The sequence below is a fragment of the Mycobacterium arosiense ATCC BAA-1401 = DSM 45069 genome, from assembly GCF_002086125.1.
GTDB lineage: Bacteria > Actinomycetota > Actinomycetes > Mycobacteriales > Mycobacteriaceae > Mycobacterium > Mycobacterium arosiense.
Genome location: NZ_MVHG01000002.1, coordinates 79,941 through 94,138 on the forward strand (window position 1 = coordinate 79,941; position 14,198 = coordinate 94,138).

13 protein-coding genes and 1 tRNA gene are annotated in these 14,198 nt (G+C 66.8%); 10 read left to right on the forward strand and 4 right to left on the reverse strand.

All coding sequences use genetic code 11. From position 1 onward, the window contains the following. The first annotated feature begins 44 nt into the window (after positions 1–44). Genes BST14_RS01305 through BST14_RS01325 form a run of 5 tightly spaced genes read left to right on the forward strand, consistent with a single transcriptional unit; the run spans position 45 to position 3,625 of the window. Entirely contained in the window at positions 45–509 is a 465-nt protein-coding gene (locus tag BST14_RS01305; RefSeq protein WP_083062889.1) for a ribonuclease FAU-1 family protein, read from the forward strand. Then, positions 506–1,504, forward strand: coding sequence for a non-homologous end-joining DNA ligase (ligD, locus tag BST14_RS01310; RefSeq protein ID WP_083062790.1), 999 nt, complete (start codon positions 506–508; stop codon positions 1,502–1,504). The genes BST14_RS01305 and ligD (BST14_RS01310) overlap by 4 nt, the downstream gene beginning before the upstream one ends. Beyond that, positions 1,504–2,394 (forward strand): non-homologous end-joining DNA ligase, encoded by an 891-nt coding sequence (ligD, locus tag BST14_RS01315; RefSeq protein ID WP_083062791.1) that lies wholly within the window; start codon positions 1,504–1,506, stop codon positions 2,392–2,394. Before ligD (BST14_RS01310) ends, ligD (BST14_RS01315) begins: the two co-directional genes overlap by 1 nt. Next, complete coding sequence (locus BST14_RS01320; protein ID WP_083062792.1) at positions 2,387–3,172, forward strand: Fpg/Nei family DNA glycosylase; 786 nt, start codon at positions 2,387–2,389, stop codon at positions 3,170–3,172. Before ligD (BST14_RS01315) ends, BST14_RS01320 begins: the two co-directional genes overlap by 8 nt. A 48-nt stretch (positions 3,173–3,220) precedes the next feature. Continuing rightward, a complete protein-coding gene (locus BST14_RS01325) occupies positions 3,221–3,625 on the forward strand; it encodes a hypothetical protein (protein WP_083062793.1) in 405 nt (134 codons plus the stop codon). 7 nt (positions 3,626–3,632) lie between these two features. On the opposite strand, the gene coaE is transcribed toward BST14_RS01325, so the two are convergent. The 3 genes from coaE to polA form a co-directional block, all read right to left on the reverse strand. Next, positions 3,633–4,847, reverse strand: coding sequence for a dephospho-CoA kinase (gene coaE, locus BST14_RS01330; protein ID WP_083062794.1), 1,215 nt, complete (start codon positions 4,845–4,847; stop codon positions 3,633–3,635). 18 nt (positions 4,848–4,865) lie between these two features. Beyond that, entirely contained in the window at positions 4,866–6,302 is a 1,437-nt protein-coding gene (gene rpsA / locus BST14_RS01335; protein ID WP_066866923.1) for a 30S ribosomal protein S1, read from the reverse strand. A 258-nt stretch (positions 6,303–6,560) separates the two neighbouring features. Further along, entirely contained in the window at positions 6,561–9,221 is a 2,661-nt protein-coding gene (polA, locus tag BST14_RS01340) for a DNA polymerase I (RefSeq protein WP_169926030.1), read from the reverse strand. A gap of 163 nt (positions 9,222–9,384) precedes the next feature. Here polA and BST14_RS01345 point away from each other — a divergent pair, with 163 nt between their 5' ends. Both BST14_RS01345 and BST14_RS01350 read left to right on the forward strand, forming a co-directional pair. Beyond that, positions 9,385–9,867, forward strand: coding sequence for a Zn-ribbon domain-containing OB-fold protein (locus tag BST14_RS01345; protein WP_083062796.1), 483 nt, complete (start codon positions 9,385–9,387; stop codon positions 9,865–9,867). After that, positions 9,864–11,078, forward strand: coding sequence for a lipid-transfer protein (locus BST14_RS01350; protein WP_211280632.1), 1,215 nt, complete (start codon positions 9,864–9,866; stop codon positions 11,076–11,078). Before BST14_RS01345 ends, BST14_RS01350 begins: the two co-directional genes overlap by 4 nt. Positions 11,079–11,164: 86 nt before the next feature. Here the strand turns inward: BST14_RS01350 and BST14_RS01355 are convergent, their stop codons facing one another. Further along, on the reverse strand, positions 11,165–11,788 hold the full coding sequence (locus BST14_RS01355) for an ANTAR domain-containing response regulator (RefSeq protein WP_083062798.1): 624 nt from the start codon (positions 11,786–11,788) through the stop codon (positions 11,165–11,167). A 113-nt stretch (positions 11,789–11,901) separates the two neighbouring features. On the opposite strand from BST14_RS01355, the gene BST14_RS01360 reads away from it, so the two are divergent. The 3 genes from BST14_RS01360 (at position 11,902) to BST14_RS01370 (ending at position 14,135) form a co-directional block, all read left to right on the forward strand. Beyond that, a tRNA-Leu gene (locus BST14_RS01360) sits at positions 11,902–11,978 on the forward strand. A 186-nt stretch (positions 11,979–12,164) separates the two neighbouring features. Next, positions 12,165–13,496: an adenylate/guanylate cyclase domain-containing protein gene (locus BST14_RS01365; protein ID WP_083062799.1), complete on the forward strand. Its 1,332-nt coding sequence runs from the start codon at positions 12,165–12,167 to the stop codon at positions 13,494–13,496. 45 nt (positions 13,497–13,541) lie between these two features. Further along, the gene (locus BST14_RS01370) at positions 13,542–14,135 is read left to right on the forward strand and encodes an HdeD family acid-resistance protein (protein WP_142279215.1); all 594 of its coding nucleotides are present in this window, start codon (positions 13,542–13,544) and stop codon (positions 14,133–14,135) included. Positions 14,136–14,198 lie beyond the last annotated feature (63 nt).

Below are 14,198 nucleotides of genomic sequence, written 5' to 3' on the forward strand. Positions count from 1 at the left end.
CGTTCGACTTGGTGGCCCGCACGAACACCGACCCCAAGGGCATCGTGCGGACCGTCGACGAGTATGCCGTGCACCCGTGGGGCCTCTACATCGCCCGGCCCACTCCGGGCCGCGCGCAGTTTCATTACCTCGAGTCGTGGCTGCTGCCGTCGTTGGGATTGCGCGCCACGGTGTTTCACTTCAATCCCGGGCATGAACGCGACCTCGATTACTACCTGGATGTGGGCGAATATCTTCCCGGCCCCACGGCGTGGCGTTCCGAAGATCACTACCTGGACATCGAGGTCCGCACCGGCGTCAGGGCGGAACTCACCGACGTCGACGAGCTGCTGGACGCCGTCCGCCACGGGTTGCTGACCCCCGAGGTCGCCGCCCGCGCGGTGCGGCGCGCGGTGGCCGGCATCGACGGGCTGGCCCGCCACGGCTATGACCTATCCCGCTGGCTGGGACAGCATGGCATGGAGTTGACCTGGCGCGGGCGCGCCGGCTCGCCGGAGGAGCTGTCGTGACGGACTTCGCCGGACTGCCTGCCGCGGTGCGCGCGGCCCTGCACGACGAGCCCGTGCCGGACTGGCGGGCGCCGACCCTGGCCACCCTCACCGAGGATCGGTTCTGCGATCCGCACTGGATATTCGAGCGCAAGTTCGACGGCATGCGTTGCCTGGCGTTTCGCGACGGCGATCGGATACGGCTGTTGTCGCGAAATCGTCAGCCGCTCAACGGAACCTACCCGGAGTTGGTCGATGCGCTCGCGGCCCAGCGCGCCACTCGCTTCGTCCTGGACGGCGAGGTGGTGGCGTTCCAGGGCCGCCGGACCAGCTTCGCCCGGTTGCAGGGCCGGCTGGGCATCACCGACCCCGAGCTGGCCCGCGCGTCCCCGGTGCGTGTTTTCTACTATGTTTTCGACCTGCTGCATCTTGACGGAAAATCCACCGTGGAGGTGCCACTGCTGTGGCGTAAGAGGTTGCTGCGCAAGGCAATCGATTTCGCTGACCCGCTGCGCTACGCCCAGCACCGGGTCGAGGACGGTATCGCCGCCTACCAGGCGGCGTGTGGGCGCGGCGACGAAGGGGTGATCGCCAAACTGGCCGGCTCGACCTACGAGAGCGGGCGCTCGCGGGCTTGGCTGAAGTTCAAATGCGTGCGCGACCAGGAATTCGTGGTGGGTGGCTACACCGGCCCGAAGGGCAGCCGAGTGGAGTTAGGCGCGTTGCTGCTGGGGTACTACCAGGGCGATGACTTGCGCTATGCCGGCAAGGTGGGCACCGGTTTCGACGACGCCACGCTGCACCGCTTGCACGAGCGGCTGTCCGCGCTCGCGCAAGACGCATCGCCGTTCGTACGGGGCTCGGTGCGCGAAGCCGGCGCCCATTGGGTTCGCCCCGAGATGGTGGTCGAGATCGGATTCACCGAGTGGACCCGCGACGGAAAGCTCCGCCACCCACGCTATCTCGGTATGCGCACCGATAAGGATGCCACCGAAGTGGTCAGGGAGACACGCTGATGCCCCGCGTTGAGGTGGAGATCACCCACCCGGACCGCGTGATGTTCCCCGACGACGGGATCACCAAGCAGGACCTGGCCGACTACTACGGCCAGGTCGCCGACGTTATGCTGTCGCACCTGAAGGGCCGGGCGCTGACCGTGCAGCGGTTCCCGCGCGGCATCGGCGAAAAGGGTTTCGTGCAGCAGGATTTCGCCGATACGCTCCCCGATTGGATGAGCGCGGTCGAGGTCGGAAAAGAGGGCGGCACACTGGTGCATCCGCTGGCCGAACGCCCGGAAGCGCTGCGCTGGTTGGCCAACCAAAATTGCATAACCCTACATGTTTGGCAGTCGCGGCAATCCAACTTGCACAATCCCGACCGGTTGGTCTTCGATCTCGACCCGTCTGACGCCGATTTCGCGGTGGTGCGGGCGACCGCTCGCACGGTGGCCGACGTGCTCGATGACCTGGGGCTGGCGCGCTACCTGCAGACCACCGGATCTCGCGGGCTGCACGTGGTGGTGCCCTTACGCGCCGAGGCCGACTTCGATACGGTGCGGCAATTCGCCCGGGACGTCGCCGAAGTCGTCGCCGCCGAGGACGACGCGCACCGCACCGTCCAGGCCCGCAAAGACAAGCGCGATGGTCGCATCTACCTGGACGTCATGCGCAACGCCTACGCGCAGACCGCCGTCGCGCCGTACTCGGTGCGGGCCCGCGCCGGGGCGCCGGTGGCCACCCCGCTGCGGTGGGACGAACTGGACGCGCGCGGTCTGCGGGCGGATCGGTTCAGCATCCGCGATGTTCCCCGACGCCTCGCCGCACACGGTGACCCGTGGGCAGGCATGTTCCGCCACGCGCGCTCGCTGACCGGCCCCCTCGAACGATTGGCGAAACTTCGTGCCTGAACTGCCGGATGTCGAAGGTTTCCGGCGCGAGCTCGCCAAAACTCTGCCCCGCCGCAGGATCGAACGCGTAGACGTCCGCGACCCCGGCGTCTTGCGTAACGCCCCCGCCGCCGCGCTCGCCCGGCGACTGGCCGGGCACCGCTTCGGTGCGCCGCGCCGGCAGGGCAAATGGCTGATACTGCCGACCGACGGCCCGACGCTGCTGATCCACAGTGGCATGACCGGACGCCCGTACTACGCCGAGTCCGGCGCCGAGCCGGAAAAGTATGAGCGGCTGGTGGTGTCGCTCGATCGAGGCGAACTGCGCTATGCCGACCTGCGCAAGCTGCGCGGGGTGTGGCTGGCCGACGATCCTGACGACATTGCGCACGTCACCGGTGCACAGGGCCCCGATGCGCTGGGGCTGGCACTGCGCGAGTTCCGCGACGCGCTGGCCTCGCGATCGGCACGATCACGGCAGCTGAAGCCCGCGCTGATGGACCAGTCGGTGATCGCCGGGCTCGGCAATCTGCTGACCGACGAGATCTGTTGGCGGGCCAAAGTCCGGCCCACCCTTCCGATTACGGAGCTGGACGGCGATGACGTGAAGGCCCTGCACCGCGCGATGACGCAGGTGCTGCGGACCGCGGTGCGGCATGGCCGGGTGCCGGGCCTGCCCCGCTGGCTGACCGGCGTGCGTGACGAACCGGACCCGCACTGCCCACGCTGTGGCACCCGGCTCAAACGCGCCCGGGTAGGTGGCCGCGCGACGCTGTGGTGTCCGCACTGCCAGCCCTAGGGCAAACGATCTGGCCGCCCGATCGGGCTGGCTGTAATGTCAGCGGCTATGAGCTGCAAAGGCCGCCGGCTGTTGCCGATCGCCGCCGTGACCGCCATCGCCGTTCTGAATCCGGCAACGGCACGGGCGGATCTGCACAACATCACCTATCGGGCCAGGATCGACGGCGTCACGACCGGGAGCCAGGCCACCTTCGTGATCAACGGCGGTCAGACGAACACGGCCGGGCTGAGCTCGATGCCCGGCAACGCGTTCGAGGCCGACACCGTGTTGCCCGACCCGCAGCAAGCCGGCATGCGCATAGTGCTGCGCTTCCCGTATGCGGCGAACGTGCACTGCGAAATCGACGTGGACGACAACGTTTTCGTCCAGACCGACCAGATGGTCAGGCCGGTCGCAGGGAGTGCCGACCCCAACAACGGGGCGCTGCAGTGCGGCGCACCCCTGCCCTAGGCGCGCGTCAGGGTTTCCAGTCCGTCGAGTCGGCCCAATCCCAGGAACGCCGGTAGGCGTCGAGGAACCACGGCTCCTTGAACTCGACATAGGCGGCCGTGTCTTCGCCACCGCCGTGCTCGGCGGCCCGCTTGACGTCGAGATAGTCGGCGCGGGCGTCGGGATTGGCCCTCAGCCACTCCACGAAGAGCAGGGCGAACTGCTGATTGGGCCAGCCGTCCACCCGGATATGCACATTGGTGGGCCGGCCGGGATCAGCCGACGCGTGAATTCGCTTGGCCCACAGGGCCGGATCGTCCTGTCGGTCGTAGCGGTCCACGGTGCTGCGGGCGTCGGGCTTGGCGACGTCTTCGGCGATGCGCTCGATCCGTGGGTACCCGGCGGCCAGCAACGGTTCGACGAGTTCGTCGGCGACGGCAAGGGATTCGACGGTGATCTGCACGTCGATGACGTCCTTGGCCGGGAAGTCCGGCACGGCGGTCGAGCCGATGTGATCGACACGCACGGCCCGGTGACCGCAGCTGGTCTTCAGGCGGTTCACGATTCGCTGCGCCTGGTCGGACCAATTCGGGTCGGGCGGCACCAACCGGGCCGGGGCCCGGGCGATCCGGTGCGCGCTCAGGTTGTGCGCGAATGGGACGATGCGGTGGTCCCACACATCCTGGGCGTGCCGTGCCAACTCTTCGGGAGTGCCCGAGTTGTCCAGCCAGATGTCGGCGACCGCGCGGCGCTGCTCGTCGCTGGCCTGCGCGGCGATCCTCGCGCGCGCGTCTTCCTCGGCCATGCCGCGCTGGTCGACCAGCCGCCGCAGCCGCACCTCGACATCGGCGTACACGATGACGACGAGCGGGAACAGCGCAGCCATCCCGGATTCCACCAGTAGCGGAATGTCCTCGACCACAACGGAATCCTCGGGCACCGACGCGATGATCTCCGAACGGCGATTGCCCACCAGGGGGTGGACAATCCCGTTCAGCGTCTTGCGTGCCTCGTCGTCGCGAAAAGCCTTGGCGGCCAACGCCGGACGATCCAGCGATCCATCGGCGAGCAGGATGTCGCTGCCGAACGCCTCGACCAGTGCGGCCAGGCCTTCGGTTCCGGGCTGGACCACCTCACGCGCGATGACGTCGCCGTCGACGATGACGGCACCGCAGCGCGCGAAGGCGGACGACAGCGCCGACTTGCCGGCGCCGATGCCACCGGTCAGCCCGATCCGCAGCATGACGTGGTCAGAACGACGTCACGCGTTGCCGGCGAGTTTCTCCCGCAGCGCGGCCAATTGGGCATCGCTCGCCAGCGATCCGCCCGCCTTCTCCTCACGCGCGCCGTTGCCCGGCGACTGCTCGGCGTGCCCAGCGGCCTCGGCCGCGGCGAACTTCTCCATCTGCGCGGTGTGCATCTTGTGCCGGCGTTCGGCCTCGGCGTAGCGGGCCTCCCACTCGGCGCGCTGCTTCTCGAATCCCTCGAGCCATTCGTTGGTCTCGGAATCGAAGCCCTCGGGGAAGATGTAGTTGCCCTGCTCGTCGTAGCTGTCGGCCATGCCGTACTTCGCCGGGTCGAACTCTTCGGTGTAGTCCTCGTTGGCCTGCTTGAGCGACAACGAGATTCGGCGGCGCTCCAGGTCGATGTCGATGACCTTGACCATCGCGTCGTCGCCCACCGCGACCACCTGGTCGGGCACCTCCACGTGGCGCTCGGCCAGCTCGGAGATGTGCACCAGGCCCTCGATGCCCTCCTCGACGCGCACGAACGCACCGAACGGGACCAGCTTGGTGACCTTGCCCGGCACGATCTGGCCGATGGCATGGGTGCGGGCGAAGTGCCGCCACGGGTCTTCCTGAGTGGCCTTGAGCGACAACGAAACCCGCTCACGGTCCATGTCGACGTCGAGCACCTCGACGGTGACCTCGTCGCCGACCTGGACGACCTCGGACGGATGGTCGATGTGCTTCCAACTCAACTCGGAGACATGCACCAGGCCGTCCACCCCGCCGAGGTCGACGAACGCACCGAAGTTGACGATCGAGGAGACCACACCCTTGCGGATGGCGCCCTTCTGCAGCTGGTTGAGGAACTCGCTGCGCACCTCGGACTGCGTCTGCTCCAGCCAGGCGCGGCGGGAAAGCACCACGTTGTTGCGGTTCTTGTCCAGCTCGATGATCTTGGCCTCGATCTCCTTGCCGATGTAGGGCTGCAGATCGCGGACGCGGCGCATCTCGACCAGCGAGGCGGGCAGGAAGCCACGCAGCCCGATGTCGAGGATCAAACCACCCTTGACCACCTCGATGACGGTGCCCTTGACGGCCTCGTCCTTCTCCTTGAGCGCCTCGATGGTGCCCCAGGCGCGCTCGTACTGCGCGCGCTTCTTGGACAAGATCAGGCGACCCTCTTTGTCCTCCTTGGTGAGGACCAGGGCTTCGACCTCATCACCGACGGAAACGACCTCATTGGGGTCGACATCGTGCTTGATGGAGAGTTCGCGGGCGGGGATGACCCCTTCGGTCTTGTAGCCGATATCGAGGAGCACCTCGTCCCGGTCCACTTTGACGATCGTGCCCTCGACGATGTCGCCATCGTTGAAGTACTTGATCGTTTTGTCTATTGCGGCGAGAAAATCCTCGCTCGAGCCAATGTCGTTGACGGCTACTTGCGGCGAGGTGACGGCGGGACTCGGCATGTTGTTGGGTTGCTCCGGACAGGTTTGGTCGTAGGGACAAATGGGATTTACTCATCGAGGCTACTCGACTGGGCACATGCTGGCCAAACGCAGACCCGTCGAACCTGCTCGAACGGTTGCCACGAACGTCACGCCGCGGCAAACTTCGGGCGTTCTTCGCCGCGGCGTAGCCACCGCAACCGGGCGGTACCCCCAGCTCGGGGACCGGATGCGCAGCCGTTGCGCCCCGGTGGGCGCGGCGGCGTTCGGATCGCCACCCTAATGCGCGGCGGCGTCCCAGGAACGGCCGTAACCCACCGACACCTCGAGCGGGACGTCCAGCGGGTAGGCGCCACCCATCTTCTCGCGCGCCAGCGCTTCGAGCTGCTCCCGCTCGCCGGGCGCGACCTCGAAGAGCAGCTCGTCGTGCACCTGCAGCAGGATCCGGGAGGAAAGGCCCGCCTCCTTGATCGCCTTGTCGGTTTCGATCATCGCCACCTTGATGATGTCGGCGGCGCTGCCCTGAATGGGCGCGTTGAGCGCGGCCCGCTCGGCGGCCTCCCGCACCTGGCGATTGCTGCTGTCGAGTTCGGGCAGATAGCGGCGGCGGCCGAACACCGTCGACGTGTAGCCGTCCTTGCGGGCCTGCTCCACGACGTCCATCAGGTAGTCGCGGACGCCGCCGAACCGGGCGAAGTACTGCTCCATCTGGTCCTTGGCCTCTTCGGTGGAGATCTTGAGCTGGGCGGACAGCCCGTAGGCGCTCAACCCGTAGGCCAGCCCGTAGGACATGGCCTTGACCCGGCGGCGCAGCTCGCCGGTGACCTCCTCGATCGGCACGCCGAACGCCCGTGAGGCGACGAACGAGTGCAGGTCCTCCCCCGTATTGAAGGCCTCGATCAGCCCCGCGTCCTTGGACAGGTGCGCCATGATCCGCATCTCGATCTGGCTGTAGTCGGCCGTCATCAGCTCGCTGTAGCCCTCGCCGACGACGAACGCGTCGCGGATCCGCCGACCGGCCTCGGTGCGGATCGGGATGTTCTGCAGATTCGGCTCTGTCGACGACAACCTGCCCGTCGCGGCGATGGTCTGGTTGAACGTGGTGTGGATGCGCCCGTCCGAGGCGACCGAGTTCAGCAACCCGTCGACGGTGACTTTGAGCCGGGTGGCGTCGCGGTGGGCCAGCAGATGTTGCAGGAACGGATGGCCGGTCTTGTCGAAAAGCGATTGCAACGCGTCCGCATCGGTGGTGTATCCGGTTTTGGTGCGCTTGGTCTTCGGCATTTCCAGCTCGTCGAAGAGCACCGTCTGCAACTGTTTGGGCGAGCCCAGGTTGATCTGCTTGCCGATCACCGCATACGCCGCCTCGGCGGCATCTTTGATCTGGTGAGCGAAATCGCTCTGCAGCTCGCTCAGCAGGTCTAAATCGACTGCGATGCCGGCGTTTTCCATCCCGGCCAGCACGGCCTGCACCGGCAGCTCCATGCCGCTCAACAGCGAGGTGGAGTTGATGCGGGCCAGCTCCTCGTCGAGCGCGTCGGCCAGATCCAGCACCGCCACGGCGCGCAGGATCAGCGTCTGCACCGCCTGGTCGTCGACGCCCTCGTCATCGTCGAGCAGCGAAAGTTGTTGCTGCTCAGGGTTTTCGGCTCGCAATTCGCGCCGCAGGTAGCGCAACGAGAGGTCGTCAAGGGAGAAGCTGCGCTGGCCGGGCCGCACCAGGTAGGCCGCCAGCGCGGTGTCGGAGGTGACGCCGGCCAGCGTCCAGCCCCGTCCGGACAGGTCGTGCATCGCCAGCTTGGCTTCGTGCAGCGCCTTGGGCGGACCGGGGTCGGCCAGCCAAGACGCCAGTGCCGCCTCGTCTTCGGGATTCAGCGTCGCGGTGTCGATGTAGCGGCCCTCGCCATCGGCGGACACGATGGCCAGGGCGGTGGCGTCGGCGTCGTAGGCCAGATGAGTGCCCGCGACGGCCAGGCCGAACCGCTTGCCCGAGCTGTGCTCGGCCAGCCACACGGCCAGCTCACCGGGTTCCAGCGCGCCGCCGCGCACATCGAAGCCCTCGTCGACCTCGGGCTCCACCGCGGCCAGGGTTTCGAACAACCGGTCCCGCAGCACCCGGAACTCCAGGTCGTCGAAGAGCCGGTGAATCTGGTCGCGATCCCACGGTTGCAGCCGCAGCGTGTCCGGCGTTTGGGCCAGCGGCACGTCTCTGACGAGATCGGTCAGCTCGCGATTGCGGATCACGCTGGCCAGATGTGCGCGCAGCGCGTCGCCCACCTTGCCACCCACCGAGTCGACGTTGTCCACCAGACCCTGCAGCGATCCATACTCGCCGATCCATTTGGAGGCGGTCTTCTCCCCCACGCCGGGGATGCCGGGCAGGTTGTCACTGGGATCACCCCGCAGGGCGGCGAAGTCCGGGTATTGCTGCGGGGTCAACCCGTACTTCTCGACGACGGCATCCGGGGTGAAGCGGGTCAACTCGCTGACCCCCTTGCGCGGATACAGGACGGTCACGTTGTCGCTGACCAACTGCAACGAGTCCCGGTCGCCGGTGACCACCAGCACCCGGTAGCCCTCACGCTCGGCCTGGGTGGCCAGTGTCGCGATGAGGTCGTCGGCCTCGAAGCCCTCCTCGGCCAGCACCGTGATGCCCAATGCCGCGAGGACTTCCTTGGTGATGTCGATCTGGCCGTGAAACTCGTCGGGTGTCGCGGACCGGTTGGCCTTGTACTCCGGGTAGCGCTCGGAGCGGAAGGTCTGCCGCGACACGTCGAAAGCCGCGGCGATATGCGTCGGGGCTTCGTCGCGCAGCAGGTTGATCAGCATGGCGGTGAAGCCGTAGACCGCGTTGGTGGTCAGCCCGCCGCGGGTTTTGAAGTTCTCGGCGGGCAGCGCATAAAACGCCCGGAACGCCAGCGAATTGCCGTCCAGCAGCATGAGCGTCGGCGTGGTCTGTTCCTCGCTGGCCTTGGTGGTGGTTTTCGTGGCGGGCACGGTCTCACTCTAAGCACCCGGTGTGACGAGGTAACCGTCCCGACCGCGCCGCCCGCAGAACTGCAACACGTTTCAGTTTTGCGTGGGGGCTGGGTAGTCTGGCCGGGTGCCAGAGGTCACCAGTCAACAACCGGCGATCGACGGGTGGTTCGCCACCGACGACGCCGGAAACCCGCATCTGATCGGCAGCAAGTGCCCCGAGTGCGGCACCTATGTCTTCCCGCCCCGGGAGAACAACTGCCCCAACCCGGCCTGTACCAGCGACACCCTGGAGTCCGTCGCGCTGTCCACCCGCGGGAGGCTGTGGAGCTACACCGAAAACCGGTATCCCCCGCCCGCGCCCTACCCGGCGGCGGAGCCGTTCGAGCCGTTCGCCATCGCCGCGGTGGAGCTGGCCGACGAGGGAATCATTGTGTTGGGCAAGGTCGTCGAGGGCACCCTGGCCGCCGACCTGAAGGTCGGCATGGAGATGGAGCTGACCACCATGACCCTGTTCACCGACGACGATGGCATCGAGCGCATCGTGCACGCCTGGAGGCGCGCCGGCGACGATGCGCAGCGCAGCGATGAGGAGGAGCGGCGCAAATGACGGGTCGAATGAGTGCACCCGAACCGCTGTACATCCTGGGCGCCGGGATGCACCCCTGGGGCAAATGGGGCCGCGACTTCACCGAATACGGCGTGGTCGCCGCGCGCGCCGCGCTGGCCGAGGCCGGGCTGGACTGGCAACAGATTCAGTTGGTGGCCGGCGCCGACACCATCCGCAACGGCTACCCAGGCTTCATCGCCGGGTCGACGTTCGCGCAGAAGCTCGGCTGGAACGGCGTGCCGGTCAGTTCCAGCTACGCCGCCTGCGCCAGCGGTTCGCAGGCGCTGCAGAGCGCCCGCGCCCACATTCTGGCCGGCTTCTGCGATGTCGCGCTGGTGATCGGCGCCGACACCACGCCCAAGGGCGCGTTCGCCCCGGTCGGCGGTGAGCGCAAGAACGACCCCGACTGGCAGCGCTTCCACCTGATCGGCGCGATGAACCCGGTGTACTTCGCGCTGCTCGCGCGCCGCCGCATGGATCTCTACGGCGCGACGTCCGAGGACTTCGCCGCGGTCAAGGTGAAGAACTCCGCGCACGGCCTGCAAAACCCGAATGCCCGCTACCGCAAGGAATCTTCGGTCGAGGACGTATTGGCCAGCCCGGTGGTGTCCGACCCGCTGCGGCAGCTCGACATCTGCGCCACCTCCGACGGTGCCGCGGCGCTGGTCGTGGCCAGCGCCGAGTTCGCCCGCAAGCACCTCGGCTCGCTGCAGGGCGTGCCGTCGGTGCGCGCGGTGAGCACGGTCACCCCGCAGTATCCCCAACATCTTCCCGAATTGCCGGATATCGCAACGGATTCCACCGCCGCGGTGGCCGCACCGGAGCGGGTGTTCAAGGATCAGATTCTCGATGCGGCCTACGCCGAGGCGGGCATCGGACCCGAGGACGTGAGCCTGGCCGAGGTCTACGACCTGTCCACGGCTTTAGAACTCGATTGGTACGAGCACCTGGGGCTGTGCGCCAAGGGCGAGGCGGAGAAGCTGCTGCGCAGCGGCGCCACCACGATCGGCGGCAGGGTCCCGGTCAACCCGTCGGGTGGGCTGGCGTGTTTCGGTGAGGCGATTCCCGCCCAGGCGATCGCTCAAGTCTGCGAGTTGACCTGGCAACTGCGTGGCCAGGCCACCGGCCGGCAAGTAGAGAACGCCAAGGTGGGGGTGACCGCGAATCAGGGGCTGTTCGGCCACGGCTCGTCGGTGATCGTCGCGCGCTGAGCCCTTTCCGCGCCCTTTCCGCGCGAGCGTGCACAGTTGTACGCGTCCGGCGGCGTGTCGCCGTACCGACACGCAGGCTCGCGGCTCTAGGCCGAGTCGTCCTTGGGCGGGTCGAGGGTCTCCAGGACGACCTCGGCCACCCGCTTCATCGTGGTCCTGCGGTCCATGGCGGCGCGTTGAATCCATTTGAAGGCCTCGGGCTCGGTCATGCCCTGTTCGCTCTGCAGGAGCCCCTTGGCGCGCTCGACGAGCTTTCGGGTCTCCAGCCGGTCGGACAGCGAGGCCACCTCGCGTTCGAGCTCGGCGATCTCACCGAAGCGACTGACGGCCAGCTCGATGGCCGGGATGAGGTCGCTGATGGTGAACGGCTTCACCAGGTAGGCCATCGCGCCCGCGTCGCGCGCCCGCTCCACCAGGTCGCGCTGGCTGAAGGCGGTCAAGACGACGATCGGGGCGATCCGCTTGCTGGCAATCTCCGAGGCGGCGTCGATGCCGTCGCGGCGCGGCATCTTCACATCCATGATCACCAGATCCGGATGGTGGCGCTCGGCCAGCTCGACGGCTTCCTGCCCGTCGCCGGCCTCCCCGACGATCTCGTAACCCTCCTCTCGGAGCATCTCGGCGAGATCCATGCGGATGAGCGCTTCGTCTTCAGCGATCAGGACCCGGCGCGGCACAGCGGCGTCGGTGTCGGTCGTGGGGCCTGTCATGACGAATATTGTGGCGTGAACGCCTCAGACCAACGACCTCGGGGGCGGTGGGACAGATGAGCACTCGGCGATCCTCTATGGTGGGAGGCTGTCTCTAAGGTAAGAGACCGCACGCCCTCGTATCCCAACTGGCAGAGGAAACGGATTCAAAACCCGTACAGTGTGAGTTCGAATCTCACCGAGGGCACCACGAGAGTTCGCCCTAATTTCCGCTTTCCGGTACCACTTGAAGTTCTGCGGCCCCCGACCCCTTGGACCCGATCACAACCCGATAACACGAACCGTCGTCAGCCTCAGAAACTTACGGGGGCGAAAGCGCCGATTTTTCCTGCGAGACGGGCCCGCCAAGGTGCTGTTCAGCGGTTAGGCTTGCACCGTGGCGGCCAAGAAGTGTGGTGCCCCACCAACATGCCCAGACGGCTCGTCGGGGCGCCCGGACTGTGTGGCCGCGGCGCGCGCCCAGTCACGCGCCCGCAATCAGCACTACGCCGACAGCGCCGCCCGGGAATACCGGGTGCTCTCGATCGCGGCCTGGCTGGCCGTCACGGTCTGCGCCACTTTCGTGGTGCTGCAGATGGTCACCGGCGCCTGGATCTGGCAGATCGTCCTCGTCAACGTCCTCTCGGCCTTGATCTTCGGCGGCGTGCCGTGGTTGCACCGGTTCGGTGACCTGGTTGCGCCGCTGACGTTCATCGGCGCGGCCTACGTCACAATCGCCGTGACCTGTTGGGATTCGGGCACCTCCTCGGGCGCCCAGTTCTTCTTGGTAGTGGGCGCCTGCCTGGTCGTCCTGGTGCTCGGGTTGGACCACATCGTGCTGGCCGCATTCCTGGCGGCGATCGCCGCCGGCCTGATCATCGGGCTGGAATTTCTCGTTCCTCGCGACACCGGTCTGGTGCCGGCCTGGGCACAGTCGATGATGTTCGTCGTCACCATCCTCTCCGCCTGCGTCATGGTGTTCATCACCGTGTGGTACGCGCTGCGCGATACGCAGCGCGCCGAGACGGTGATGGAATCCGAGTACCAGCGGTCGGAAGCGCTGCTGGCCAACATGTTGCCGGGCAGCATCGCCGCGCGCCTCAAGAGCGCCGACCGCAACGTCATCGCCGACAAGTACGACGAGGCCTCCGTCCTGTTCGCCGACATCGTCGGCTTCACCGAACGCGCCAGCAGCACGGCCCCGGCGGACCTGGTGCAGTTCTTGGACCGGCTCTACAGCGCCTTCGACGAGTTGGTGGACAAACACGGCCTGGAGAAGATCAAGGTCAGCGGAGACTCCTACATGGTGGTCAGCGGGGTCCCAAGGGCGCGGCCGGATCACGCCTTCGCCCTGGCCGATTTCGCTCTCGACATGGCCAATGCTGCTGCGGGACTGCATGATCCACACGGCCACGCCGTACCGCTGCGAATTGGCATGGCCTGTGGGCCCGTCGTGGCCGGCGTGGTGGGTGCGCGCCGATTCTTCTACGACGTGTGGGGCGACGCCGTCAACGTCGCGTCGCGGATGGAATCCACCGATTCGGTGGGCCGCATCCAAGTGCCCCAGGCGATGTACGAACGCCTGAAAAATGAATTCGTTCTGCAAGAGCGCGGTCGAATCGAAATCAAGGGCAAGGGCGTTATGCGCACGTGGTATCTCACCGGCCGCAAGGCGGGCGAAGAACCCACCGACTTGCGCGCCGAGGATCCACGCACGGTTCACGTCTGAGGCGAATCCCTGTACCGCGGCGCACGTTTATGCCAGACTGCGGCCATGACTATCGCCCCTGGCTCTCCTGGAACCCACCCCGTTCCAAGTTTGCTGCCGCATCTGTGGAAATCCGCTCTGCTGTCGGGAATTTTGTCTCTTGTCCTCGGTGTCCTGGTGCTGGCGTGGCCGGGAATTTCCATCCTCGTTGCCGCCGTCGCCTTCGGTGTTTATCTATTGATTACCGGTGTCGCGCAGGTCGTCTTCGCGTTCTCGCTTCATGTCTCGGCGGGCAGCCGGATCCTGCTGTTCATCAGTGGCGCGGCGTCGTTGATCCTTGCGTTGTTGGCATTCCGTCATTTCGGCAAGGACCCGCTGACCGCAATCCTGTTGCTGGCCATCTGGATTGGCATCGGGTTCATCTTCCGCGGGGTCGGCACGACGGTTTCGGCCGTCAGTGACCCGCACCTGCCGGGGCGGGGCTGGAACATCTTCGTGGGCGTGATCAGCCTGCTCGCCGGCATCGTGGTCCTGGCGTCGCCGTTCGCGTCGATCGTCACGTTGGCCTACGTGGTCGGCGCGTGGTTCGTGGTCATCGGCGTGTTCGAGATCGTCTCGTCGTTCGGGATCCGCAAGGCCTCGAAGACCCTCGCAAGCTGAGCAGGGCCGCCGGTAGCGGAGGCGCCGACTCGTCTACTACACTATGTCGTAGCCGTCGGATCG